We start from the raw sequence: 24939 nt of genomic DNA on the forward strand, positions 1-24939 counted from the left end.
ATGAAAAAACATTTACTCATTCTTACTTTAGCGTGTACTGCGCTTAATTTTTTCAATGCTCAGGATAAAAAGATTGCAGAAGAGTGCATGCAAAAAGCAGATTACAAATGTGCTGAAGAGCAATATGCAAAATTAGCGATGTCTGAAAAAATTCAGAAATATCAATCTGAATATTACAATAATCTGGGTACGGCACAGAGGAGATTAGGAAAAACTCCAGCGGCATTTAAATCGTATGAATCTGCTTTAAAATCTAATCCGCTCTCTGCCTCGGTGTATGCAAATTTAGGATCTCTGCATTATCAGAAAGGCAGTAAAACCAAAGCTTTGGAATACCTCAATAAAGGTTTGGTAGCAGATGATCAAAACGCAGAAATGTATCTGACCAGAGCAAAAGTTTATGAAAATTTGGGCAAAAAAGATTTAGCTGAAAAAGACCTCAATCAAATCTTAAGTTTTGCACCCGATAATATTTTTGCTCGAACAGGTTTAGCCAATCTGAAGAAAAGAAACGGCAATCTCGAAGGTTCTTTGCAGGATTATAATAAACTGCTTTCAGAAAAACCGGAATCTCTACTGTATAACGGCAGAGCTGATGTTTATTTAAAACTGAAAAAATACAAAGAAGCATTGGCAGATGTTAATAAAGCGATCTCAATTGATCCCAAATTTTCTCAATCTTATGTCACTAAAGCATTGATTTTGTTTGAATCTGCAAAAGACAAAGAAGCGTGCGCAAGTTTGGATAAAGCGGTTTCTACGGGATACGAAAAAGCAGCTCTGACGGAGCAGTATGCTAAGTGTGGCAAAAAATAAATTATCAGTTTCTTATAAAATAAATTAAAATTCATTCATGTTAAACATTGTTCTGGTTGAACCGGAAATACCTAATAACACAGGCAATATCGGAAGATTATGCGTAGGGACAGAAAGTAAATTGCATCTTATTCATCCGTTCGGATTTGTCATTGACGATAAAAACCTGAAACGTTCCGGTTTAGATTATTGGGTACATCTGGATGTAACTGAGTATGAAAATGTTGAAGAGTGGATGAAAGTTATTCCGGATACGTCACGTGTTTTTCTGATGAGTTCTCATGCTGAAAAATCTTATTTGGAAACTGATTTCCAAGATGGTGACTGGCTGGTTTTCGGGAAAGAAAGTGTAGGATTGAGCAAAGATATATTGAATTTATTCGAAAATCATTTAACCATTCCGATGTCGAAACTGATCCGGAGTTTTAATATTGCCAATTCTGTGGCTTTCGTGGTAGGAGAGGCAAAAAGACAGATCAGCCTAAAGGTTTAGTTAAAAAGTTTTTTAATCATTATGATAGGGTTTTCCCTGCAAAATCTGGTCTGCACGATACAACTGCTCAACGATAAATAACCGGATCATCTGGTGTGTAAATGTCATTTTAGAAAGTGACATTTTTTCGTTGGTTCTTTCATAAATTTCGTCTGAAAAACCATAAGCGCCACCAATCAGAATATGAATTTTTTTCACAGAAGAATTCATCCAGTTATCAATTTTCTGAGAAAATTCTCTGCTGGTAAACTGCTTCCCTTTTTCGTCTAAAATGGCAACCCAGTCATTTTTATCAATGTGATTTTGAAATAATTTAGCCTCCTCTTTTTTCAAAAGATCCGGTGAAAGGTTTTTGGCATTTTTGATGTCGGGAATTTCGATAATTTCAAAATTCCAGTGTTTTGGAAGCCGGGTAAGATAATAGCTGATCAGAGAATTGATTTCTTTATCGTCTGTTTTCCCGATACAAAGTAGATTGATGCGCATTGATAAGCTTTAAAAAAAGAAAGTTCAAAGATACTTATAATTAAAAAATCAGGAAATTATTTTAAAATATGTATTTTTACAAGATCACCAGATTTAAGATGAAATTTTGCTTTTTCACAATGTTGTTCTTAGGCTGTTCAGAAATGGCTTTCTGTCAGGAAGTTATTGATTCTGAAGAGAAAAAATATCTGGATGAAGACCGGAATAAAATTTCTATTGTTAGTGGAGTTAGTTATGTGAATAATTCCTTCGGTCTGTATTACGAAGGTCAGACTTTTCTACTAAAACCGAATGATTCTTTTTACACATAATTTTTCCTGAGATACAGGTGGATTGATGCAAGTATTTCTTTTGCTCCAAAGTTTGTGAGGATTAATAATGACGACAATACAAAAGGTAAAACAAAATACTTTAATCTCGGATTTGCTTTCTTTTTAAGTCCGAAGCTTAGACAATATGTTAATTACAATCAGGTCAGAGGGCTGTACTTGGAAGATACCAAGCGGTTTTTTGAAACTGTTGTCAATGATGAATTTACTGAAGCTTTAAGCGATGACTTTATGCAGTTTCCTGATGCAAAATATCAGTCTTTTACTGGTGAAACCAGCTATCTCTGGTTCGGAAAAAAGGAGAATTACAAAACATACACGAATATGACCTATAAACCTCTGAAAAATGATTTTGTTTTTCTCAGCGGTTTGATGTATCAGTATAACATAATGAAAGATACAGAGCATGTAAATACAGAGATATTGAAATTTCTGATCCTTCCTATGATTCTTCCGCAACAAAAGATGTAAGAGTGACTTTGAAAACAGGTGGCGGAATACAGAGATTGATTGGTAAAAATTGGTACGCAATTGTAGAACTCTATCCACAGATTCATTATGGTTATTTGATTGATGAAAATTATAATGAATTTAATTTTGGACTCAATTCATATTCCAGGATAGGATTTGATAATGGAAAATGGTTCTTTGGTGGCAGCGCACAACTCACTTGGATCAACAGCAATAATGATAATTTTTATTCGACAACCAATTGGTTATTCAGATTCGGAATGGGCTTTAGAATAAAATCTCCTCAATTTGTAGACAAGCAGTTTGACAAAATTGATCAAATTTTAAAATAATTTTTTTTAAACAGTTGATTCATTACTAAAGATCATTTTTGTGATCTATTTTTTGCCTTTCTTCTAAAATTTGTAAATAAATCCAACAGATATCTTTCAGATTTACCGCTATTTTGTCACAATCTTATACCCGGATGTCTATAATTTAGAATCCTTACTGTCATTTCAAATGCACGTTTATTTTCAGCAATATCTTTATATTTAGAGATGTGACTAAGATCATAGCACAACTCATACGTAAATGATAATTTAGACTATACTATAATTAAATAGAAATCTGATATTTATTTGTGCAGTAATTTCCACAAATATGAGATCAAATAAAGTACTAATTATGATTATCAATGAAAAAGTACTTAAAGCTTATGGAGCTAAATTATTAACTCTTAAGAAAAACGAACATTTGTTTTCTGTAGATGATATTTCAGAAAGCTATTTTCAGGTTAATAGCGGAAATCTAAAAATCACTAGCAATAAAAATGGAAAAAATGAATTTATACATAATTTTATAAATCCGGGAGATCCTGTAGGTGAAACATTTTTATTTTCAAAGGGTTTATATAATATTAATGCAATAGCATTAACCCAATGTATCATCTATGTCCTAGACAGAACTCAATTTAATCATCTTTTAAAGATGCACCCTGAAGTAGTAATTAAACTTTATCAAAACACATGTGATTTTGTAAACTACAAAATGGTGCTGATGAATAAAATTGCATTCGGGGATCCGAGTGAAAAGATTATTGCGGTAATGGATCATCTTAAATTTTTACAGAAGTTTTGCAAAACATCACGATACGAAGTGCCTGTTACCAGACAACAGTTAGCCTCACTGTCAGGTTTAAGGGTTGAAACCGTTATACGGGCAGTTAAAGTAATGGAATATGAAAATTTGGTAGAGATCATCAATGGAAAAATTTTTTATTAAAAGGAAATTGTTGATGATCATATTCCCGGAAAATAAAAGGATAAAAGATTAAAAAAAACTGAAAGCTGATCCTGAAACAGAAGATCTAACTGCAATATGGACAGGTACATCGAACACTGTTCCAGATGATGCCATCATTATCATGCAGACGGTGGTATTAAAAACTATTCGGTATTGAAGATATGTTGAAAGTTGCGGAAAGAATAGTAAATGACAGTTAACATCTGCTGAATTAACTGTCACATCATCACAATACTAAAATAGAATTTTTCGGTTTTTAATACGAAGCATTTTGTCCTTTTCCATTTTTTTTATCGTTCTGATGGTGGTTTCAAGACACAGACCTGTTAAAGAAGCTAACTGTTGTCTGGTAATGGGCAATTCGTATGTAAAGGGTGCCTTACTGTTCTTCTGCTCTTGCTTCATCAACTGCATCACTTCTTTTAATCTTTCAGCTGCACTGTGGCAGGATATTTTCTGCATCAGAACAAATTTGCGGTGAAGACGTTCTGAAAGAGATTTGCAGACATCTAAATAGATATCAGGGTTTAAATCTAAATAATTGAGCAGGGTAGTCTTACAAACTTTAATGATTGTACACGGAGTCAAAGCAATAGCGTTCATAGGATACGCCTTTTCCGTAAAAAGCATAGACTCTCCAAATGCATCCTGAGAAGTTAAAATATTTTGAATGAATTCTTTGCCCTCACTGTTATAATTATTCAGTTTCACTTCACCGGTTACTACTTGGTAGTAAAACTGAGGGCTGCCATTTTCATGGAAGATATAATCGCCAGGATTATAATTTTGTTCTGCAGCTCCAATGGAGTGCAGGATTTCTTCTTTAATAGACATATTAAATATTTTATGGTGGTGTAATAAATATCTTACAAATATAGTACCGATGTGTGACTTATTTTTATGTTTTGAATCATAACATTGTGAATATTTATTATACAAATAAAATTTTGGAAAAATTTATTGGTCAGTTAAAGTTGAAATAAATTATTAAAAATGAAGTTATTATCGATGATTAGATTAAAAAAAATATTTCAAAATATTGAGAATTAAAAAATGCTTTTATGTACTACTGATTGCAAGGAGTGAAAAAATAGTCAACAGATTTTACTGTTGACTATTTTTATTTTTTACTTACCTTACTGTATTAAAACTGTAATTTAAAAGGTCCTTCAAAATAAGTATCATAAGAATCTAGCAAATTGCCTTTTTCATCATATACCCCAATATTGATATTTTGTTTTGATAATTTTATTTCCTTCTCGGGGAAACTGATGTTGATAGAGCCTTTTGTAATTTTATCACGTGGTACAGCGATTGTGCTTGCGGTACTGTAAGTAATCTCACCATTGGCAGGTTCCAAAACCCTGATAGTTACCTTCTTATTCTCATTGGTTTTATTGAGAAAAGTGTAAGTATAAGTGTTGGTGATATTTCCATTTCTTACAAAAAAAGTACTTCCGGCAGGTTTGATGAATTTTACTTCCAAATCTCCACGGTTGTAAAACATAAAGCCCAAGAAAAGCTGTAATGCAACAAGGATTACTATAAAGCTCCTCATTCTGGTTGTGAATCTGGTTGGAGATTGCGTCTCAATTTCGTTTTCAGTTGCATAGCGGATCAAACCTCTTGGCAAACCAACTTTATCCATCACCTCATCACAGGCATCGATGCATGCAGTACAATTCACGCATTCTAATTGCTGCCCATCCCGGATATCAATTCCGGTGGGACACACTACCACACATTGGTAACAGTCGATACAGTCACCTTTTCCTGCAGCTCGGCGATCTTCACCTTTTCTCCATTTTGCCCGGTTTTCACCTCTGTTGAAGTCATAGAATACATTAATAGTCTCTTTGTCGATCAAAACTCCCTGAAGACGTCCGTATGGGCAAACCAATGTGCAGACCTGCTCTCTGAACCATGCAAATACAAAGTAAAATGCAGCAGTTAACAGAATCATAGCAATAAAATTGGTGGGATGCTCAAATGGACCTTCGGTTACAATTCTGATGACCTCCTTATAACCTACAACATACATAAACATAAAGTGGGTGAAAATTAATGAGAGTATGGCGTAAATTGTCCATTTTAAACCTCTTTTCCAGATTTTCTCAGTGTTCCATTCCTGACGGTCAAGCTTCATCTGTCTGTTACGGTCGCCTTCGATAGCATATTCTATTTTTCTGAAAACATTTTCAAGAAATATAGTCTGAGGGCAGATCCAACCACAAAAAATTCTTCCGAATGCAATGGTAAATATAATAATACAGATCAATGATACGATTGCACCTAGTGTGAGGAGAAAAAAGTCTTGAGGATAGAAAGATTTTCCTGCAATAAAAAACTGCCGGTTGATAAGATCAAATTGTAAAAAAGGATTTCCGTTGACTGTAACAAATGGGATGGTAAAATAGAATGTCAGAAGGGTATAGGCTACGATATTTCTATAGTTGGTAAAACGTCCTTTGGGTTTTTTTGGGAAAACCCATTTTCTTTTTCCTGACTGCTCCATCGTACCTATTGAGTCCCGATAAGTTTCGGGTTCTACCACTTGTCCCTGTCCTCCGCGAAATTCTTTATCTTCTGTGTCAGATATATTCATATTTGTAAATATTAAAGTAAATTTGATGTTTAGTAAAAGATAGAATATTAAGGAAAACTAATAAAAAATTTTACTGTTTTCAAGTTTCAGTATGTTCTCTTTTTCCATTTTTTTAATGGTTCTGATCACCGTTTCAATCCTCAGACCTGTAATTGATGCCAATTGTTTTCGGGTAAGATAAATTTCAAATGAGTATTTTTCCTTGTTATTGCTGTAGCTTTTAAAATAATCAAATACTCCCAACAGCCGTACATCTGGTTTTAGTGAGAGGTTGTTTTGCATCATTACAAACTTTTGGAATAATCTTTCAGATAAAAACCTGTTGATGTCTAAAGAAATATCCATATTCTCTGATATGAGCTTAAAGAAATTCTCTTTTGAGATTTTTATAATTTCACATGGGGACAAGGTTTCTGCATTCACAGGATATTTTTCATCAATAAAAAGTAAAAGTTCACAAACGCTTTGTCCTGGGACCAAAATACTTTGTATGATTTCTTTTCCGTCTTCATCCCAATGATTTAATTTTATTCTTCCGTTGATAATCTGGTAATAGTATTTTGGCTGATCACCTTCATGAAAAATTGTCTGAAGGGTGTCGATATGTGTAGTTTCGGCATTATATTTAAATAATAATTCATTATTGATGAGCATAATTTTGTATATATTTTTAGAATTGATTGATTTAGATTTAATGTTTTTGTTTTATTGAATGATGCAGATTAACCTGATATAATTTGAAAACATTTACTGACCATAACACTTTTTATTGAGTTTTAGTAAATTTAAAAGAAGACTTTGCCATTGATTATGACTTTGGTCATAGTAAAAATGTGTCGTAGTATTTTACTACGAAACCGGTGAAAAAAAAACCATCTCCGAAGAGATGGATAAACATAAGTGATGAAACAACATTAAACAAATTTCTATGTGCTCACAAATTTAACTAAAGAAAAAACGGATACATATGGTTTGAATCATATGAGGTAAAATTCGCAACAAAATTTTAAAAAAAGAGAGCAAAACGTGATGTTTTGCTCTCCTTCTCAATATAAACTCAAATAAAAACTATAACTACAACTATAAACAATTCAAAATTATTCTTGTTTTCATAAATAAATTTAATCATCAATAATATTATCGTAAAAATAGTTATTTAAGATCAACAATTATATGAGTAGACTCATAGTATAGAATATTGTAGTCAGGCAACTTTATGTATATCATCATCACATAAAAACCGAAGCCTTCTGACTGTTTTCAGAGGCTTTGATTGTAATTATTTGTTGTAATTTTAATTATTGATCTGCTATTTTTTTAAGATCAGACATGGCAGGTCCGTTCATCAACTTACCTTCAATACTAAACCGCGAACCGTGACACGGGCAATCCCATGTAACTTCAGAAGGATTCCAGACCACACTGCAACCCATATGAGGGCACACCGGACTCAGAAGATGAAGTTCGAATTTATGATCCCGATATGCTGCAAAAGTCTGCCCCTCATGTTTTATTATTTTACCTTCTCCTATAGAAATTGTATCAAGATCTTTCATTTTTTCTGCAGAAAATTTATCTTTTACAAAATGAGTCGATGCATTCAATATTTCCGATGCTACATTTTTTGCACTCGCAACCGGTTTTATTCTTCCCGGCGAAAGTAAATCAGAAAGCGGGGTGGTTTTGCCTTCCATTAAATCCGGAATTATTAGAGATGCCATAGATCCGAAAGTCATTCCGTTTCCATTATATCCGGTTGATATATAGATGTTTGTTTCTCCGGGCATTTGTCCTATATACGCCAGTCCGTCTGCAGGAACATAGTATTGAGAAGACCATTTTGCAACAATTTCTTTATACTTAAAATGTTCGTCAACATAGGCTATCAGATCTGTAAAATGTTTTTCCGTATCTTCTTCATTACCGGTCATATGATCAAATCCTCCTGCAATGAGAAAATATTCGTCACCAGATTTATGATATCGCAGATAATGATAAGGGTCATACAAATCTGCAGTTTGAGCCATTTGTGTGACAGGATTATATAGTCTTGCGGTAAGAGCGTAACTTCTGTAAGGAGATAATAATACGCTAAAACGATTATTGCCAGGCGGAATGTGAGTTGCCCAAACCAGATTATCACTGGTAAATTCATCATCCTGTTGGGTGAAAACTTTTATCTTTCCATCTTTATTTTCAAAATCTGTGACCTGAGCTTCAGTTAATAATGTTCCGCCTTCTTTTTCAAATTCCTTCAGCAGTTTGTTGATGTATCTTAAAGGGTGAAATTGTGCCTGTCCCTTTATCTCAATTGCATTTTCAAAAGGCAATGAAAAGGGAATATTATACGCTTTAATAGTTTCGATACCCACTTCCTGATGGGCGTCAAAAATCTTTTTTAACTGATCATTCTGATTCTCTTCTGCGCTGAATAAAAAGTTACTGCACTCAGAATATTCACAGGAGATATGATATTTGATAACATTAGACTTGATATACTTTACAGTCTCCTTTGCTGCGTCGGCAAGTGTTTTAGCTCCGTCATTACCAAAATTGGAAATGACCTCATCATAAGAAGAATCAAAAAAATTATTGATATGTGCCGTAGTTCCGCCTGTCGTTCCGAAACCTGCATTTGCTTTCTCAAGAATGAGACATTTTTTTCCTCTGTTTTGAAGCTCTTTCGCTAGAGTCACCCCGGTAATTCCGGCTCCGACAATGATTGTGTCAAAATGTTTGGAATCAGTTTCTTTTTTTACTTGATTTTTGTCAACAGTTGTTGTAGACTGCCAAAAACTCGTTGTGTTTCCGTCCCTATTCATAATAATTATTTTTGTGATTAGTGGTTGCTATCGTACAATCATGCGATGATCATTTGATTTGTTTTAAGAAATATGCAGTGTAATTATTTTAAATGATCTATTGATCATGGTTATACTTATTTAATTTTGTCATAAATCAGTTTTGTGACTAACGCACCAAAAATATAATACCCTACGGTCATCACTTTCTTTTTGTTATTTCCGGCAACAGGTTCTTCATTAAGACCCATTTTATTGGGCAACAATATAGCTCCTGCACCGGCCAGTAAACCGGAAGTCAGATTGTTTTTTGTTGCAGTGGTAGCATAATAAATCCCATTGCTTACAATATCACCCACCAATGTTGTAGCATATAAACTATTTTCTCCTGAGAAATTAATTGAAGTTTTATCAGTGAGCTTCAAAAGAGCTTCTTCTCCTAAAAGATTGATTTCAGGAACGTTGTCAAAATTTTTTCTGATGGTTTCGTGCAGAATATTCAGGGCAATCGCTCCACCCAAACCTGCTATTATTTTTTTATACATATTTTTATTTTTTGTGATTAATAATCTTAATGCTATTTTGTGGTGTTTAACAAGGTTCTAAGAATTTTACTTATAACATTTTAAATATATAACAGTTTTGGTTTTACAGGTATGATTTCAGTCATAACCCAATTTTTTATGCTAAGGTTTGCAAGACTTAATCATCTGTCTTTTTTCTATGTTTTTTATATCTTTGCTTTAATTAAAGTTTTTTTAATAAAAAATGGGTATTAAGGTTCCGGGTTTTCTTTTGAAGGTTCAAGATTTTTTTGATGATATACATATTCCACTTTTGGGAATATCGCTTTGGCAGTTGTTTCAAATTTATTTTGCAGGTGTTTTTAAAGGTAAAATCGGTAAAAAAGCAGCAGCAATCTCCTGGAGTTTTACGCTTAGTCTTTTTCCTTTCATCCTGTTTTTGCTGTCTGTAATTCCTTACATGCCGCATTATGACAAGCTTCAGTTCTATATTTTTGAAGTTTTAATGCACAATATTTTTCCTTCAAATATAGAAAGTGATGTAAGAGGATATATTGAAGACAGCATCATTCCCAATATGAAAGGAATCAGTAATTTAACAATTCTTATTGCTTTGGTTTTTGCAACCAACGGAACATTCTCTATCATCAATGGTTTTAACGAAAATTCTAAAGAAAAACTTCCGGATGTAAAAGAATTTATTCTGTCGTTTTTTATTACGATCGGTTTTGTAACGATCGTATTTTTAGCACTTTTCGGGGTCTACTATTCTGAGGTTGTACTTAAGCTTTTTACACCAAAATACAATATTTCATGGCTCGTTAATAACCTTTCAAAAATCATTGGTTTTGTTTCTTTTCCTATATTCTTTTTCCTTTTGCTGGCCATGTTTTACTGGCTGGGAACGGTGAAGATTATCAGATTCAGACAGGCGGTTCCGGGTGCTATTCTTACCACAATATTGTTTATTCTTACAACGTATCTGTTTACGCTTTATGTGAAAAATGTGGCAAGATATAACGTTTTGTATGGCTCTATCGGAAGTATGATTTTACTGATGGTCTGGGTGAATGTGAATGTGTATCTGCTTCTTTTCGGAAACGAACTGAATATGGCTCTGAGAAAACTGAGAGTTGAAAAACTTTTGTCTGATGAAATCAAAAAAGAAGCCGATCATTATCAATCAAAGTGCGAAGAGCCAAGCCTTGAATGTGATGAAAATCATACCCGCAATATCAACAGTGGAGAAAAAACAAACAAAAATAAATCTTAAAACTGATCTGTTTTTATTTAAATATTTTCACAAAGAAATCAATCTTCTTCCTCAGCTTCTTCTATCTTTTTAGAACTTAAATTTAGAACCACATAACCAGAAATTGCAGCGATGAATGAAGCAATTAAAATCGCAAACTTAGCCTCATCCTGAATCTGAATCTGACCTTTGAACGACAGCAATGCAATGAAAATCGACATCGTGAAGCCGATTCCCGCTAAAAGTCCTACCCCCAACATCTGCGTCCAGGAAGAGTTATGAGGAAGTGAACTGATCTTAAATTGAATGGCAATCCAGGAAAATAAATTGATTCCTACCAGCTTTCCAACTACCAGACCGCAAATAATCCCCATTCCCAAACCACCGAATAATCCGTCAACCATCCCATTGGTAAAGGTAATATTGGTATTCGTCAATGCAAAAACAGGCATGATCAGAAAGCTTACCGGAAAGTGAAGCTGGTGCTCGAGTTTTTCTAATGGTGAAATTTCTGTTGTGGAAATATTTGTAGGAATAGAAAATGCGAGAACAACCCCTGCAATCGTCGCATGAATCCCCGAATGATGCAGAAAATACCAGAGCAATATTCCGGGAATAAGATAAAAGATAATTTTTGTTACTTTAAAATAATTAAGTAAAAACAATAAAAGAGAAACTCCTAAAGAAAGGAAAATATACATCCAGTGAATCTGTTCCGTATAAAAGATCGCAATTACAAGAATTGCACCCAGATCATCTACAATTGCTAACGCAGCCAGAAATATTTTGATTGAATTGGGCACTCTTTTACCAAGCATTGAAATAATTGCCAGTGAAAATGCAATATCTGTCGCCATCGGAATTCCCCAGCCGTTACCATATTTTGTTCCGTGATTAAAAGCGGTAAAAATAATTGCGGGAATGATCATTCCGCCAATTGCTGCAAAGATCGGGAGTGAAGCATTTTTAAAAGATGAAAGCTCACCTTCAACAACTTCTCGTTTAATTTCAAGTCCTACCAAGAGAAAGAAAATCGCCATCAATCCATCGTTGATCCAGATGCTGACAGGGTATTTCAGATGAAAAAGAGCAGTGCCAATTTCCTGATCTAAAAAATTTTGAAAATTCTCTGCCATAGAAGAGTTGGCAATTCCCAAAGCCAATCCTACACATATAATCAGTAAAATTCCTGATGACTGGCTGCTCTCGAAAAACTTTTTAAAGTAAACGCTTAATTTCATTCTTAAATTCTTATCACTTTAGAAACACCATCTATATTTTTTAATTTTTTGAATGTTTCATCCAGCTGATTTCTGTTTTTAACTTCTAAATTGATGTTTCCGGTAAATACTCCGTCGTTAGACTCAATCGACATACTTTTCATATCCATACCCATTGCACCGCTGATGACAGTTGTAATGTCATTGATCATTCCCATCCTGTCAAGCCCTTCAATTTCAATTTTGATACGGTTTTTGAAACTTTCTTCATTGACCCATTTCGCAGGAATCACTCTGTAGTCGTACTGCGCTCTCAGGTTTATTGCATTCGGACAGTGATCACTGTGAACTTTTATTCCTTCCGAAATGGTAATAAAACCAAAAATCTTATCACCCGGAATTACTGTACAGCATTTTGCATAGCTGTAATTCAGTTTTTCTTCATCTTTCCCAAAGACAATCATATCAAGATTGATTTCTTTTGGCTCTACATAATGCTGAGTTTTATTCGGGGTACGCTTAAATCTTGAAAGTAAATTGTTGAACACATTCTTACTCTCAATGTATTTTCGTAAGCTGCTTGCATCCAGCTCATTAGTCTGGAATTTTAAAAACAATTCCTGAGACGTCTTCAGATTAAAAAACTTCTGAAGTTTGTTGATCTCTTCATCATTGAAATTAATCTTTGCATGTCTTAGTTTTCTTTGCAAGATCTCTTTTCCTTCGTCAACAAAAGAATTTTTCTCAGAATTTAAATATCCTTTGATTTTTGATTTGGCTTTGGATGTAACTACAAAATCTAGCCAGTCAAACTTAGGTTTCTGGTTTTGAGAAGATAAAATATCGACCTGATCACCATTTTGTAAAACATAAGAAATCGGAACCAGTTTTCCGTTGATTTTTGCTCCCAAACATTTCATTCCCAAATCTGAATGTACGGAAAAAGCAAAATCTAAGGCTGTTGCATTTGTTGGTAAAATTTTAATTTCCCCTTTCGGCGTAAAGACAAAAACTTCTTTTGAATATAAATTGAGTTTAATATTATCTAAAAGTTCAGAAGTAGAAAGATTTTGTTGCTGTTCGAGTACATCACGGATTTCGGTGACCCATTTTTCAAAATTCCGGTCGTCGTTGCTTTGCTTATAACCTTCTTTATATTTATAATGTGCAGCAACACCTTTTTCGGCAATATCATCCATCCGGTCTGAACGAATCTGAACTTCAATCCATTTTCTGTCCGGGCCGAGAACCGTCAGGTGCAGACTTTCGTAACCTGTAGAACGAGGCTGTGTAATCCAGTCACGCATTCTTGAAGGGTTACTGTGGTAAACATCGGTTACGATAGAGTAAATTTTCCAGGCAAGGAATTTTTCATTCTTGGCATCTGATTTATAAATGATTCTTATCGCATAATTATCAAAAACTTCTTCGAAAGAGACGCCCTGTTTCAGCATTTTTCTGTAGATAGAAGAAATTGCTTTTGCACGTCCTTTGATCGTTACATTGAGTCCTTCTTCGGTTAATCTTTCAGAAACTTCTTTTTTAAATTCTTCAATATAACGTTCTCGGCTCTCTTTTGCGAGTTCCAGTTTTTGGGAAATTTCATTAAAAACGTCCGGACTATTATATTTTAAAGAAAGGTCCTTCCAGTTCAGATTTAATGTTGTACAGACCTAAACGGTGTGCCATTGGAGCATAGATGTAAACCGTCTCGGAAGCAATTTTTTTCTGCTTGTCCGGCGCCATACTTTCCAGTGTTCTCATGTTGTGAAGACGATCGGCAATTTTTATTAAAATCACACGAAAATCTTCAGAAAGAGTTAACAAAAGCTTTCTGTAATTTTCTGACTGTACAGAAATATTCTGATGATTCATGATGGATATTTTAGTCAATCCATTCACAATCACTGCGATTCTTTCTCCAAAAATCTTTTTTAAATCTTCATACGTATAATCCGAATCTTCTATAACATCATGCAGCAACGCGCAGGCAATTGATGTAGCTCCCAAACCTATTTCCTTTGCTACGATCTTTGCAACAGCGATAGGGTGATAAATGTACGGTTCACCGGTTTTTCTCCTCTGATCTTTGTGTGCATCAAGCGCAATATCAAAAGCCTTTCGGATGAGTTTGTTATTCTCTTCATCCAAAGTTCTGTATGTGTTAGATATCAGGTCTTTATACCTTGCTGAGATTTCTTTATTCTCCTGTTCCAAATTGTAACTCATCTGTGTAAAAGGCTTTATTTAAACGAAAATACGAAAAATAAAGCTATTTGTCAATTCCTCAAACGAAAAATCCGCAGAAATAAATTCTGCGGATCATGGTTATAAGTCTTTAGTTGATTTTTAAACTTTTACTTCAGAATTCATTCCGTCATGCTGCACTTTAATCCTCACATCCGGACTGCTGTGAATCTCAGCTTTAGATCTTGCGTCGATGTATTTTTTGATGGTGCTGTATGAAGCCTGTCCGATATTCATGTTTTCGAATATATATGTTTTCACTACAGAGTTTTCATGAAATATATTCTGAGCCACTTTTGTCCTGTCACTATCCTTTACTTCTACACTTGCCATGTATTTGGAATGATGGTGATCTTCTGTAAGATAAACGATGTAATCAGAGTTCTCAAAACCGGAAGATTCCAATTCGTTTTCTAATCTTTTATAGTCACTATGTTTTTCGAATATTCCTGCTAAAATGTTTGACATAATCATCTATTTTTGTTCCATAAAGATAGTGAATTATTTAATATAATTATTAAAAATTCAAATAAATTTAATTTATATTGTTTTATCTATAAATATTTAATAAAAATTAAGATATAGTCTATTTTATTAAATTCTAATGGTTAGGTCATATTTTTAGCCTTAAAATAAAAAAACTCTGCACGGTAAAGTACAGAGTTAAAAATATTGAAGTTAGAGGTTAAGCTAGTCTTTCATTCATAATTTCTTCAACAATTTCAGGGTTCAAAAGGGTAGAAGTATCACCAAAATTACTAAAATCTCCTTCTGCAATTTTTCTTAAAATTCTACGCATGATTTTTCCTGAACGGGTTTTCGGCAGTCCGGAAACAAACTGAATTTTATCTAATTTTGCAATAGGACCGATCTGATCTGAAATCAACTGGTTAATTTCTTTCTTTAAATTATCTTTCTGACGATCTGCACCGCTGTCTTTCAGGATCACAAAGCCATACAAAGCACTTCCTTTGATATCATGAGGGAAGCCTACAATCGCAGATTCTGCTACAGCAGGATGTTCGTTGATGCTGTCCTCGATCGGAGCGGTTCCTAAATTATGTCCGGAAACAATCACTACATCATCCACACGACCTGTAATTCTGTAATAACCCACTTCATCTCTCAAAGCACCGTCGCCAGTGAAATATTTTCCCGGAAATGCGGAGAAATAAGTTTCTTTATATCTTTGATGATCTCCCCAGATTGTACGGGCAATACCCGGCCATGGAAAACGGATGCAGAGATTTCCTGTTACCTGATTTCCTGTAATTTCGTTGCGTTTATCGTCCATCAAAACCGGCTGAATTCCCGGTAATGGTAGTGTTGCGTACGTTGGTTTTGTAGGAGTTACAAACGGAATGGGAGAGATCATTATTCCACCGGTTTCAGTTTGCCACCAAGTATCAACAATAGGACATTTTTTTCTCCCAACATGATCGTTAAACCAATGCCAAGCTTCATCATTGATGGGTTCTCCAACTGATCCTATAACTCTTAGTGAACTTAAATCATGTTTGTCTACCCATTCTGCACTTTCCTTGGCTAAAGACCGAATGGCAGTCGGTGCAGTATAGAATTGGGTAACTTTATGTTTTTCAATAACTTCCCAGAATCTGTCGGGTTCAGGATAGGTTGGAATTCCCTCAAAAATAACGGTTGTTGCACCATTCAATAAAGGTCCGTACAAAATGTACGAATGCCCTGTAATCCAGCCGATATCTGCAGTGCACCAGTAAATATCGTTTTCCTGATAATTGAATACATTTTTAAAAGTGTACGCCGAATACACCATATAACCTGCGGAAGTATGAAGCATTCCTTTTGGTTTTCCTGTAGAACCTGATGTATAAAGAATAAACAAAGGGTCTTCGGCATCCATAATCACAGTGACGAAATCAGCTGAAGCTTTTTCGTAAAGATCATTCATCCAGAAATCTCTGCCTTCTTTCATTTTAACCTGGTTGTTGGTTCTTTTAACCACCAAAGCTTTCTCAACAGTAGGACATTTTTCTAAGGCTTCATCGATAATGCTTTTTAAATCTAAAACTTTACTTCCTCTGTAGCTGCCATCTGAAGTGATGATCATTTTAGCCCCACAGTCATTTACTCTTGAAACAACTGCAGAAGCAGAAAATCCGGCGAAAATTACCGAGTGAACTGCCCCTAGTTTTGCACATGCCAATATCGTAACCGCCAGTTCCGGAATCATGGGAAGATAGATGCAGACTCTGTCACCTTTCTCAATGCCCATGTCTCTCAATATGTTTGCTGTTTTATTGACTCTTTCATAAAGATCATTGTAGGAAATGTGCTGTACTTCTTCTTTCGGATCGTTGGGTTCCCAGATAATTGCCGTTTTTTCTCCTCTTACCGATAAGTGTCTGTCGAGACAGTTTTTGGTAATATTTAATTTAGCATCTTTAAACCATGTGATTTTTGCCTCATTCATATCATATTTTACCACTTTGCTCCATCTTTGGTACCATACAAAATTTTGGTCGGCTACTTTATCCCAGAATTTTTTCGGATTTTTTATTGATTTTTTATACTCTTCAAAGTAGTGCGGTAAATCTTCTATCACGTAATTTCTCATACTTTTTCTTTTTAGAATTGATATTAATTATTTTTGTTTTATTAAAATTGATATATTCATTTTCTGCGCATAACAATATTCATTCTCACAATTTATGACTGATATTGCTGTTAAAGATTAAGCAATTCTTCAATCTGCTGAATCAGTTTTTTAATCGAATATGGTTTAGTCACATACGCATCAGCGCCCATTTCCAGGCCTTTTTCAATATCTTTCGGGTTGTTTTTGGCACTAAGGAAGAGAACTTTTGTGTTGCTTAAGGCTTCATTTTTTTTGATTTCTTCCAAAGTGCTGTATCCATCAAGATTGGGCATCATAATATCCAATAAAATAACATCCGGAACAATGGTTTTTAAAAATTCCAAAACTTCGGTTCCGTCTCTGGCAATGAAAACTTCGTAACCAATTTTCCTGAAACTATATTCCAATGACATTAATATTTTGTGTTCGTCATCAGCAATCAATATTTTTTTCATGATTTTCTTCGTTAAGGTTCAACTTCATTTATTTTTCTCGGCAAAGTTATCGTAAATGTCACACCTAATCCGCTGTTTTCTGCCTTTATATGTCCTTTTTGGGCTTCTACAATTCTTTTTGAGATGGCAAGTCCGAGACCGCTTCCTGTAGGTTTTCTGATATTTTGATTTTTAGCCTGATAAAATTTATCGAAAATCATTTCCAGATCTTCTTCGGGAATATGTTTTCCGGTGTTGAATATTTTTATAATTAAAAAACTGTCTTTCTCTGAAAATTTAGTCTGAATTGTACCCTGTTCATCAGTGAATTTTAAGGCATTTCCCAAGATATTCTGAAACAGCTGAATCATTCTGGCTTCATCATATTCAAATTGATACGTATGAAGCAAATCAACTTCACTAATATGAATATATTTCTGCTGAATCAAATGCAGGATAGGATTTAACGCTTTTTTGTAGGTTTCCAGAATGTTGTTTTCCTGAATATGTAAAGCTATTTCTCCGTGCTGAAGTTTGTCAAGATATAAAATGTCATTAATGATTTCGCTCAGACGGTCAGATTCTGTGATGATATTGTTTAAAAATTCCTTTTTAATCTCTAAAGGTATATCGTCATCATCAGCTAAAATTTCTCCTGCCGAACGAATGGCGGTAATCGGGGTTCTCAATTCGTGCGCCACAGAATCCAGAAAATCATCTTTCTGACGGTCTTTTACGATTAAATTTTCGTTGGCTTCACTCAAGTCGTTGGAAAGCTGTTTCAATTCTTCAGATTTCTCGGTGAGTTTTTTATTGAGCGTAATATTTTCTTTAGATTCTTCCAGAATATTTAAAACTTCCTTTAAAGATATTTTATCTTCTTGGGTTACTCCTTCAATCAAAATTTTTGCAGATGCAGTGCCAATTCTTCCTGCCAAAAGGTTTTCAGAAAATTTGATAAACCTAGAATCGGCAGTTTCTGTTTGCGAATCAATGTTGTATTTGATATTGAAAATCCGCATGGCCTGTTCAGTTTTCTTCTTGCCTAAAAAACGTTCCAGAATATTCTGAATGTCAGAAACATAAGCCGTTCCTCTCCAGATAAATGCGTTTTCATGATTTTGAATGTATTTATCGATATCCACATACAGTTCGGCAAAGTTTCTTTCCCGATAATTTCCTTTCATACTTACAGAAAGTATGGTAAACAAACCGGTATTCACTAAAATCGACCAAAAGAAAATTTCAGGAATTCTGTTTAAAAAATAAATATCAAAAAACTGAAAAGTATCATACATCTCTCTCAAAATACCTTTCAATTCTGAATTGTATGAGAAATAATATTGTGGAATGATCAATCCGAAATAGCAGATCATTAATCCTGCTATTAATCCTGTTACTGCGCCTTTGTAGCTTCCTCTTCGCCAAAATATTGCTCCAAAAAAAGCAGGAGCAAGCTGAGCAATGATGACAAATGAAATCAATCCTACAGAATCTAATGAGGTTTTTAAAATAAAATATTTATAGAATCCGAAAGCCAAAATGATCAACCCAAATATTGAGAATTTACGGATATTGGTAATGTTTCTTGTATTTTGAATTTCATTTTCAGCTTTAAATTTTCCTAACAAGCCATACGGAATAATCAAATTGTTTGACAGCATAATCGATAATGTGATTGCTGAAATAATAATCATTGAAATACACGAACTTAAGCCTCCTAAAAATACCAAAACCGTGATTAGAGTATTATCAAAATGCTGCGGAATCAGAATAGAGTAAAATTCTGGATTTACGTTTTGTCCGGCGAAAATCAATCTTCCGCCCCATGCAATAGGAAAGATGAAAATTGTAAAAATCAAAAGATAAAGCGGAAAAAACCAAATGGCTGTTTTGATGTGTTTTTCCTGTCTGTTTTCTACAATTGCAGTGTGAAACTGTCTCGGCAAAATACAAATCGCCGTCCCGGAAATCATACAAAGAACCATCCAGTTCATAGCTCCTTCAATTCCGTTAAAAGTGTTTTTTGCTTTAAAATCCGGGAATTTACTTGCCTTTTGATACAAATCTGAAAATCCGTCGAAAGCGTAATAGATTACAAATAACCCAAGAATGATGATGAAGAATAATTTTAGAAAACTTTCCAACGCAATGGCAGAAATAATCCCTAACCGTTTTTCGGAAGCATCTACATATTTTGTCCCATAATACGATGAAAATAAGGCAATTAAAATAACTACAAAAGTTCCGCTATCCGTCAGAATATTTTGAGAAATTTTGGTTTCTGTGACCAAGTGAAAAGTCTCTGAAATTGCTTTAATCTGCAATCCGATATAAGGAATAATCGCAAAAAGACAAACCAATGTGATTATGGCGCTGAAGCTTCTGCTGTTTCCATATCTTAATGAAATAAAATCTGCTAAACTGCTTATTTTATTGACTCTTGAGATTCTTACGATTCGGGTATTGATGTAAATCCAAGCCGGGATAACCATGATGGGGCCAATGTAAATCGGTAAATAATTGAGCCCGCTTGTCGCTGCAACGCCAATGCTTCCATAATACGTCCAGGCGGTGCAGTACACGGCAAGAGACAATGCATAGATGTAGGGGTTATTGATCCAGATTTTACTTTTTTTCTTCTCTGCCAAATGAGCAACTAAGAATAAAAGTGCGAGGTAAATCAGCACAACGATAAATAATGCGAAACTACTCATCATGTTTTTTTATGATTACAAAAGAAATAATAATGGAAATCATCCAGACTGAGAACAGATAAATCAAAATCATCGGATAGCCAAAAACCTCTTTTTCACTGTTAAAAAGCAATGAAACAGGAATACTGAAAGCGATAAGTAAACCTATGCTAAGAATAATCAGTTTTTGCTCGTGACGTTTTTTCATAGATGATGAATGATAATTGATTGGTTCGAATGTTTTGTGCTCATTTACTCTAAATATCTTTGTTTTATGTATCTGAATAAATTAACTGAATCCAAATCCTCGTATTTCCTTGTTAAACAAAGTGCTATTGTTTATCTTAAAACTCTAGCAGTTTTCTGCTTCGCTTTAGCTTTGCGTTTAATTTAACGCAAGATTAGACAAAGATTTTGATTAAAATATTTGATGTTTTTAAAGTAAACAAAAGCGTTTCACTTATAAAAGTAATACAAATTTTAATTTACAACATGCTCAAAATTTAATTAAATACGTTAGTTCTATAAAAGATAATTGATGAACAAAATTATTCATCAATTATCAAATATTATTTATAATTATTTGTCATCGGAGTATTCTCCAATCAGAGAATAGTATCCGAAGATTGCAAGACCTCCTGTTACAATCGGTACCAATACAAAAAGTATGATAATACCGAATACCAAATCTTCCTGTTTTCCTGAAGTGATTTTAGGAACGCCCATCACTGTAATTCCGAAGTAGGCAACGATTAAGGCAACCAAAATCCATACAATGCCTAATATTTTTTTTAATCCGTTCATTTTAGTAGATTTAAAATTAATAATTTTTAAGTGATTATCCCTATTAATCGTGGATATTGTTGTTCTTATTTTTAAGATAAATCAATCCGATGATTAAACAGACTGCTGCGACACCAATCGGGTACCAAAGTCCTTCCAGATACCACGTAGGATGTCCTGCATCTTTTCCGGAAGTCACGAGATAAGTGGCAACTGCAGGAAGCAATCCTCCAAAAACTCCATTACCAATGTGATACGGTAAAGACATTGAGGTGTAACGTATTCTCACAGGGAACATTTCAACTAAAAATGCGGCAATCGGACCGTAAACCATCGTTACAAAAATCACCTGAATAAACACCAAAAATACCAAATACCATCTTGTGTCATCGTTCAGAGTAATTGCTGTTGAAACTTTTGGTTCTTCTGCTTTTCCGTCTTTCATTACCGGACCTGCAGCTGACCAATGAACAATACTGTCTTTCTTCATTAAGGTTCCGTCTGTAAAAGTGGTTTCTTTGTGGAATGTAATCACACTGTCTGATGCAATAGTTTTGTGAATTGCTGCCACTCTGGTTTCTTTGATGCCATCGCTTGCCACAGTTTTCGCTTCTATGTTCACACTTTTGTACATGCTGTCGTAGATGGGTCTGTAAGCTAAAATTGCAACCAGCATTCCGGTCATCATAATCGATTTTCGACCAATTTTGTCTGAAAGCCAACCGAAAAACACGAAGAAAGGGGTTCCCATCAATAATGCAGTGGCCATTAGATAATCGACCTGCATCGAGTTTATATTCATTACTTTCTGCAGAAAACTCATTGCATAAAACTGTCCTGTGTACCAGATTACTCCTTGTCCCATTGCTGCTCCGAATAACGCCAACAAGACAAATTTAAAATTGAATTTATTCCCAAAACTTTCTTTTAAAGGATTTTTTGAAGTTTTTCCTTCACTCTTAGCTTTTGCAAAAAGTGGAGATTCTTTCATGTTTTTTCTGATGAAATAAGAAACTCCTACCATTAAAATGGAAATCCAGAAAGGAACCCGCCATCCCCAAGAATCAAATTCTTCAGCAGAAAGTGTATTTTTTGTAATTAAAATAACAATTAACGAAATGAAAAGTCCTGCCGTTGCAGTAGTCTGAATCCATGAAGTCCAGTAACCTCTTCTGTGTGGCTGTGCGTATTCTGCAACATACGTTGCTGCTCCGCCGTATTCTCCACCTAAAGCCAAACCTTGCAAAAGTCTTAAAATTAAAACTAAAACAGGAGCCATAAACCCAATAGTTTCGTATCCAGGAATACATCCAATTAAGAAGGTGGAGAATCCCATGATTAATAAAGTTACCAGAAAAGTATATTTTCTTCCGATAATATCTCCCAATCTTCCGAAGAATAAAGCTCCGAAAGGTCTTACTACAAATCCTGCTGCAAAAGTTGCCAGTGTAGACAAAAATGCTGCTGTTGGATTGTCTGCCGGAAAGAATTTTGTCGCTAAAACGACTGCCAAACTTCCGAAAATATAGAAATCATACCATTCTATCAAAGTTCCGAGAGACGATGCAGTGATGACGCTCCAGATGGTGCGGTTTTTTTGCTTATCTGTCATATTCTCGTAAGCATCGTGGTGTTGTTCGCTCATATCACTAGATTTTTTTTGTGTAAATTATTATTATGGAAATTAATTTTTATAGATAAATCTGAAGCTGTACAATAAATTCTCCTTTAGAAGACGGGCTTTCAGTCGGGCTTGTGTAAACCGGTCTTGTAGAATATTGTGTGGTAATTTTTGCATGATGACCATCTAAAAACCAGTTGGCTCCTACATCAAATTGCGAAGAAGGTCTGTCAAATGCTTCAAAATCTTTATATGTGTAAGCTGCAAAAGGCTGAATTCTGATTTTCGGTTTCTCTGCCTGATTCGGCAGTAACAAACCTGCTTGCGCATAAACCACATTTCCGGTTCCGATCATCGGCTGAAGATTTCCGGGACCAGCCAAAGCCCGTTGTCCGACAAAATTTGGGTCGTTCGCTGCAATGTTCATAATTCCTAAATTTCTGACATAATTGGGTCCGAAATTATAGTTGTAAAAACCTGCGTAAGCAGAAACTGCCATTTTATTTTTTGCCTCACCCAAGGGAATATCGGCAAAAGCATCTACAGAAAGTAAAGTAATATTATGTTTTTCAATATTTGAATTCACTGAGGTTCTGGTTCCTTCCTTTTGATGGTAAAAACCTGCGCCAAGATTAAAAACTTTTTTGGTTCCTAAGTAAGAACCCACTTTGAAAGGAAGAAGATTAGATTCTGTATCTAAAAATTGGTATTCAAAATAACCTGCTTTAGACCAGTTCGGATTTCCGTTGTTATCCACAGCAACTTCATTTCCTGGAAATAGAGTGTTGGCTGGAGCTAAATCTGTGGCAAATGGTTTGTTTAAACTCATTCGGTATTCAAATTTTCCGTATTTACCTTTGGCGAAAACGCCCATCTGTCTTGCAAACTGATCAGAATTATCTATCAAAGGCCAACTGAAAATAGGAGAGTCTACTGTAAGAAAATTTAATGTTGAAGCCATCGTCATACGTGAAAGTCCCATGTAATAATGAAGTCCGCCTCCTAAAGTCAGGCTGAATTTTCCTGCTTCTCCGGGCAATATAACGGCATATTCGTTCCAAGCATCATGGAAGAAAAGCTGTGGCTTTTTACCATTTCCGTAGCCGCCTGTTCCTGTAGTTCCCGATCCTCCACCGTTGATGAAAGTCTGATTGTTGATCCCGAAATGTGTTAAAATCATGTAACGCTTGGTGATCTGAGCATAAGCTAAAATACGTGCTCTTCGGTTTCCTAAGTTCCATGTATTGTCGGTAGGTTCGCCGCCAACCATACTTCCCGGGTTCATATCTGTATTCCTGATCCAGAACTGATCCCATAAAATAAATCTCACATACTTATCTCCTTCAGGATTAATGTTGATTTTTAAACCATTTCCATAATCAGGAGAACCTTGAGCATATACAGAACTGCTTATTAAAGCTAATCCAATAAAACTTAATATTTTATTCATAAATTATTAATTTTTTGGCTGTTATTTTGTGAAAGCCAAATTGGAATTAATAATTTAGTTATAAAAATTTAATATATATTAATGGTTATAATATAGTTATAAGTTTTTAGTGATGAATTATGAGTTCTTAAAATGTTGAAATTTTAATCAATTTATTTTCATAATGTTTTAATTTACAATTATTTATTAATTTTATTTATGCAAAAAAACTCAAAATTCATAATTAAAAACTCATAACTTCTAAAAACCTATTTTTTAAATCTTTCCCATTTGATCAACATGTATTTATCTGCAAATTGAGTAATGATTAATCCGGAATCTTTAATGTTTTCTTCTTTAGAAATATAGTCAATCAGCTCATTTTGTTTTAAAATTTTATAAACAGGATGAAATTCAGAATGAGGAGGTCTTGTGATATTGTACTTTTTAATCCAGGAACTGATGGTAACATGGGAAACTCCAATAATCCTTTCTATTTCTCGGAAACTCAAACCTTCAAGGTAAAGTTGAAGAGCTTTTGTTACATAATAATCATCAATCTTTTTGCCTAATTTTTTGACAGTGAAATAGTATTTGCAATCTTTACAATGGAATCTTTGCTTATCGTTAATGATTCCGCTTTTAACTACTTTTTCACTCTTACATTTCGGACAAATATTTTCCATATATAGTATTTTAGCAAATATATAATAATTTAGCAAAATAAAATTTAATCAATAAGATATATTATCTTTAAATATGTTTTAAAACAATAATATTATCTTTTTAATTTGGTTTTTAAAGTAATTATGCTTTAAATTTGCCAAAAAA

Annotated in this window: 23 protein-coding genes and 1 pseudogene; 7 read left to right on the forward strand and 17 right to left on the reverse strand. The window is 34.2% G+C overall.

The window, feature by feature from the left end:
- Entirely contained in the window at window positions 1-816 is an 816-nt protein-coding gene (locus ACZZZA_RS11735; protein WP_463431942.1) for a tetratricopeptide repeat protein, read from the forward strand.
- Window positions 817-853: 37 nt separating this feature from the next.
- On the forward strand, window positions 854-1309 hold the full coding sequence (locus ACZZZA_RS11740) for a tRNA (cytidine(34)-2'-O)-methyltransferase (protein WP_463431943.1): 456 nt from the start codon (window positions 854-856) through the stop codon (window positions 1307-1309).
- A 12-nt stretch (window positions 1310-1321) separates the two neighbouring features.
- On the opposite strand, the gene ACZZZA_RS11745 is transcribed toward ACZZZA_RS11740, so the two are convergent.
- The gene (locus ACZZZA_RS11745; protein WP_463431945.1) at window positions 1322-1795 is read right to left on the reverse strand and encodes a 23S rRNA (pseudouridine(1915)-N(3))-methyltransferase RlmH; all 474 of its coding nucleotides are present in this window, start codon (window positions 1793-1795) and stop codon (window positions 1322-1324) included.
- Window positions 1796-1863: 68 nt separating this feature from the next.
- Between ACZZZA_RS11745 and ACZZZA_RS11750 the strand changes: the two genes are divergently transcribed.
- The 4 genes from ACZZZA_RS11750 (at window position 1864) to ACZZZA_RS11765 (ending at window position 3858) form a co-directional block, all read left to right on the forward strand.
- Window positions 1864-2106, forward strand: a complete 243-nt coding sequence (locus tag ACZZZA_RS11750) for a hypothetical protein (protein WP_463431947.1) — start codon at window positions 1864-1866, stop codon at window positions 2104-2106.
- Between the two features lie 54 nt (window positions 2107-2160).
- Window positions 2161-2595, forward strand: a complete 435-nt coding sequence (locus ACZZZA_RS11755; protein ID WP_463431949.1) for a hypothetical protein — start codon at window positions 2161-2163, stop codon at window positions 2593-2595.
- 2 nt (window positions 2596-2597) lie between these two features.
- Window positions 2598-2927: a hypothetical protein gene (locus ACZZZA_RS11760; RefSeq protein ID WP_463431950.1), complete on the forward strand. Its 330-nt coding sequence runs from the start codon at window positions 2598-2600 to the stop codon at window positions 2925-2927.
- Window positions 2928-3237: 310 nt separating this feature from the next.
- Window positions 3238-3858 (forward strand): Crp/Fnr family transcriptional regulator, encoded by a 621-nt coding sequence (locus tag ACZZZA_RS11765; RefSeq protein WP_463431951.1) that lies wholly within the window; start codon window positions 3238-3240, stop codon window positions 3856-3858.
- 255 nt (window positions 3859-4113) lie between these two features.
- Here the strand turns inward: ACZZZA_RS11765 and ACZZZA_RS11770 are convergent, their stop codons facing one another.
- The 5 genes from ACZZZA_RS11770 to ACZZZA_RS11790 all read right to left on the reverse strand — a co-directional run bounded on the left by ACZZZA_RS11770 (window position 4114) and on the right by ACZZZA_RS11790 (window position 9830).
- The gene (locus ACZZZA_RS11770; RefSeq protein ID WP_463431953.1) at window positions 4114-4713 is read right to left on the reverse strand and encodes a Crp/Fnr family transcriptional regulator; all 600 of its coding nucleotides are present in this window, start codon (window positions 4711-4713) and stop codon (window positions 4114-4116) included.
- 310 nt (window positions 4714-5023) lie between these two features.
- Window positions 5024-6484 carry a cytochrome c oxidase accessory protein CcoG gene (gene ccoG / locus ACZZZA_RS11775; protein WP_463431955.1) on the reverse strand — a complete coding sequence of 487 codons (1461 nt, stop codon included), beginning with the start codon at window positions 6482-6484 and terminating at the stop codon, window positions 5024-5026.
- Between the two features lie 57 nt (window positions 6485-6541).
- Window positions 6542-7138 carry a Crp/Fnr family transcriptional regulator gene (locus tag ACZZZA_RS11780; protein ID WP_463431957.1) on the reverse strand — a complete coding sequence of 199 codons (597 nt, stop codon included), beginning with the start codon at window positions 7136-7138 and terminating at the stop codon, window positions 6542-6544.
- 644 nt (window positions 7139-7782) lie between these two features.
- Window positions 7783-9306 carry an FAD-dependent oxidoreductase gene (locus ACZZZA_RS11785; RefSeq protein WP_463431959.1) on the reverse strand — a complete coding sequence of 508 codons (1524 nt, stop codon included), beginning with the start codon at window positions 9304-9306 and terminating at the stop codon, window positions 7783-7785.
- Window positions 9307-9422: 116 nt separating this feature from the next.
- Window positions 9423-9830, reverse strand: a complete 408-nt coding sequence (locus tag ACZZZA_RS11790; protein ID WP_463431961.1) for a hypothetical protein — start codon at window positions 9828-9830, stop codon at window positions 9423-9425.
- Between the two features lie 223 nt (window positions 9831-10053).
- Here ACZZZA_RS11790 and ACZZZA_RS11795 point away from each other — a divergent pair, with 223 nt between their 5' ends.
- On the forward strand, window positions 10054-11082 hold the full coding sequence (locus ACZZZA_RS11795) for a YihY/virulence factor BrkB family protein (protein WP_463431963.1): 1029 nt from the start codon (window positions 10054-10056) through the stop codon (window positions 11080-11082).
- 38 nt (window positions 11083-11120) lie between these two features.
- On the opposite strand, the gene nhaA is transcribed toward ACZZZA_RS11795, so the two are convergent.
- From nhaA to ACZZZA_RS11850, 11 genes and pseudogenes are all read right to left on the reverse strand, one after another.
- Entirely contained in the window at window positions 11121-12302 is a 1182-nt protein-coding gene (gene nhaA, locus ACZZZA_RS11800) for a Na+/H+ antiporter NhaA (protein ID WP_463431965.1), read from the reverse strand.
- A gap of 2 nt (window positions 12303-12304) precedes the next feature.
- Window positions 12305-14510 (reverse strand): annotated as a pseudogene (locus ACZZZA_RS11805) (RelA/SpoT family protein).
- Window positions 14511-14630: 120 nt separating this feature from the next.
- The gene (locus tag ACZZZA_RS11810) at window positions 14631-14996 is read right to left on the reverse strand and encodes a hypothetical protein (RefSeq protein ID WP_463431967.1); all 366 of its coding nucleotides are present in this window, start codon (window positions 14994-14996) and stop codon (window positions 14631-14633) included.
- 217 nt (window positions 14997-15213) lie between these two features.
- Window positions 15214-17124, reverse strand: a complete 1911-nt coding sequence (gene acs / locus ACZZZA_RS11815; RefSeq protein ID WP_463431969.1) for an acetate--CoA ligase — start codon at window positions 17122-17124, stop codon at window positions 15214-15216.
- Window positions 17125-17234: 110 nt separating this feature from the next.
- On the reverse strand, window positions 17235-17600 hold the full coding sequence (locus ACZZZA_RS11820) for a response regulator transcription factor (protein WP_463431971.1): 366 nt from the start codon (window positions 17598-17600) through the stop codon (window positions 17235-17237).
- An 11-nt stretch (window positions 17601-17611) separates the two neighbouring features.
- Window positions 17612-20296 (reverse strand): ATP-binding protein, encoded by a 2685-nt coding sequence (locus tag ACZZZA_RS11825; RefSeq protein WP_463433772.1) that lies wholly within the window; start codon window positions 20294-20296, stop codon window positions 17612-17614.
- Window positions 20289-20483 (reverse strand): hypothetical protein, encoded by a 195-nt coding sequence (locus ACZZZA_RS11830; RefSeq protein WP_463431973.1) that lies wholly within the window; start codon window positions 20481-20483, stop codon window positions 20289-20291. Before ACZZZA_RS11830 ends, ACZZZA_RS11825 begins: the two co-directional genes overlap by 8 nt.
- Window positions 20484-20854: 371 nt before the next feature.
- Complete coding sequence (locus ACZZZA_RS11835) at window positions 20855-21079, reverse strand: DUF6814 family protein (protein ID WP_463431975.1); 225 nt, start codon at window positions 21077-21079, stop codon at window positions 20855-20857.
- Window positions 21080-21122: 43 nt separating this feature from the next.
- Complete coding sequence (locus tag ACZZZA_RS11840; protein ID WP_463431977.1) at window positions 21123-22703, reverse strand: MFS transporter; 1581 nt, start codon at window positions 22701-22703, stop codon at window positions 21123-21125.
- A gap of 46 nt (window positions 22704-22749) precedes the next feature.
- Entirely contained in the window at window positions 22750-24129 is a 1380-nt protein-coding gene (locus ACZZZA_RS11845; protein ID WP_463431979.1) for a porin, read from the reverse strand.
- Window positions 24130-24377: 248 nt separating this feature from the next.
- The gene (locus tag ACZZZA_RS11850; RefSeq protein WP_463431981.1) at window positions 24378-24794 is read right to left on the reverse strand and encodes an IS1/IS1595 family N-terminal zinc-binding domain-containing protein; all 417 of its coding nucleotides are present in this window, start codon (window positions 24792-24794) and stop codon (window positions 24378-24380) included.
- Window positions 24795-24939 lie beyond the last annotated feature (145 nt).

Source organism: Chryseobacterium sp. AC405b (genome assembly GCF_979258685.1).

What these genes read in the sequence shown, in the direction of transcription:
- ACZZZA_RS11735 (WP_463431942.1), top strand. Translation starts at nt 1, where the DNA reads ATGAAAAAACATTTACTCATTCTTACTTTAGCGTGTACTGCGCTTAAT.
- ACZZZA_RS11740 (WP_463431943.1), top strand. Translation starts at nt 854, where the DNA reads ATGTTAAACATTGTTCTGGTTGAACCGGAAATACCTAATAACACAGGC.
- ACZZZA_RS11745 (WP_463431945.1), bottom strand. Translation starts at nt 1,795, where the DNA reads ATGCGCATCAATCTACTTTGTATCGGGAAAACAGACGATAAAGAAATC.
- ACZZZA_RS11750 (WP_463431947.1), top strand. Translation starts at nt 1,864, where the DNA reads ATGTATTTTTACAAGATCACCAGATTTAAGATGAAATTTTGCTTTTTC.
- ACZZZA_RS11765 (WP_463431951.1), top strand. Translation starts at nt 3,238, where the DNA reads ATGAGATCAAATAAAGTACTAATTATGATTATCAATGAAAAAGTACTT.
- ACZZZA_RS11770 (WP_463431953.1), bottom strand. Translation starts at nt 4,713, where the DNA reads ATGTCTATTAAAGAAGAAATCCTGCACTCCATTGGAGCTGCAGAACAA.
- ccoG (WP_463431955.1), bottom strand. Translation starts at nt 6,484, where the DNA reads ATGAATATATCTGACACAGAAGATAAAGAATTTCGCGGAGGACAGGGA.
- ACZZZA_RS11780 (WP_463431957.1), bottom strand. Translation starts at nt 7,138, where the DNA reads ATGCTCATCAATAATGAATTATTATTTAAATATAATGCCGAAACTACA.
- ACZZZA_RS11785 (WP_463431959.1), bottom strand. Translation starts at nt 9,306, where the DNA reads ATGAATAGGGACGGAAACACAACGAGTTTTTGGCAGTCTACAACAACT.
- ACZZZA_RS11790 (WP_463431961.1), bottom strand. Translation starts at nt 9,830, where the DNA reads ATGTATAAAAAAATAATAGCAGGTTTGGGTGGAGCGATTGCCCTGAAT.
- ACZZZA_RS11795 (WP_463431963.1), top strand. Translation starts at nt 10,054, where the DNA reads ATGGGTATTAAGGTTCCGGGTTTTCTTTTGAAGGTTCAAGATTTTTTT.
- nhaA (WP_463431965.1), bottom strand. Translation starts at nt 12,302, where the DNA reads ATGAAATTAAGCGTTTACTTTAAAAAGTTTTTCGAGAGCAGCCAGTCA.
- ACZZZA_RS11810 (WP_463431967.1), bottom strand. Translation starts at nt 14,996, where the DNA reads ATGTCAAACATTTTAGCAGGAATATTCGAAAAACATAGTGACTATAAA.
- acs (WP_463431969.1), bottom strand. Translation starts at nt 17,124, where the DNA reads ATGAGAAATTACGTGATAGAAGATTTACCGCACTACTTTGAAGAGTAT.
- ACZZZA_RS11820 (WP_463431971.1), bottom strand. Translation starts at nt 17,600, where the DNA reads ATGAAAAAAATATTGATTGCTGATGACGAACACAAAATATTAATGTCA.
- ACZZZA_RS11825 (WP_463433772.1), bottom strand. Translation starts at nt 20,296, where the DNA reads ATGAGTAGTTTCGCATTATTTATCGTTGTGCTGATTTACCTCGCACTT.
- ACZZZA_RS11830 (WP_463431973.1), bottom strand. Translation starts at nt 20,483, where the DNA reads ATGAAAAAACGTCACGAGCAAAAACTGATTATTCTTAGCATAGGTTTA.
- ACZZZA_RS11835 (WP_463431975.1), bottom strand. Translation starts at nt 21,079, where the DNA reads ATGAACGGATTAAAAAAAATATTAGGCATTGTATGGATTTTGGTTGCC.
- ACZZZA_RS11840 (WP_463431977.1), bottom strand. Translation starts at nt 22,703, where the DNA reads ATGAGCGAACAACACCACGATGCTTACGAGAATATGACAGATAAGCAA.
- ACZZZA_RS11845 (WP_463431979.1), bottom strand. Translation starts at nt 24,129, where the DNA reads ATGAATAAAATATTAAGTTTTATTGGATTAGCTTTAATAAGCAGTTCT.
- ACZZZA_RS11850 (WP_463431981.1), bottom strand. Translation starts at nt 24,794, where the DNA reads ATGGAAAATATTTGTCCGAAATGTAAGAGTGAAAAAGTAGTTAAAAGC.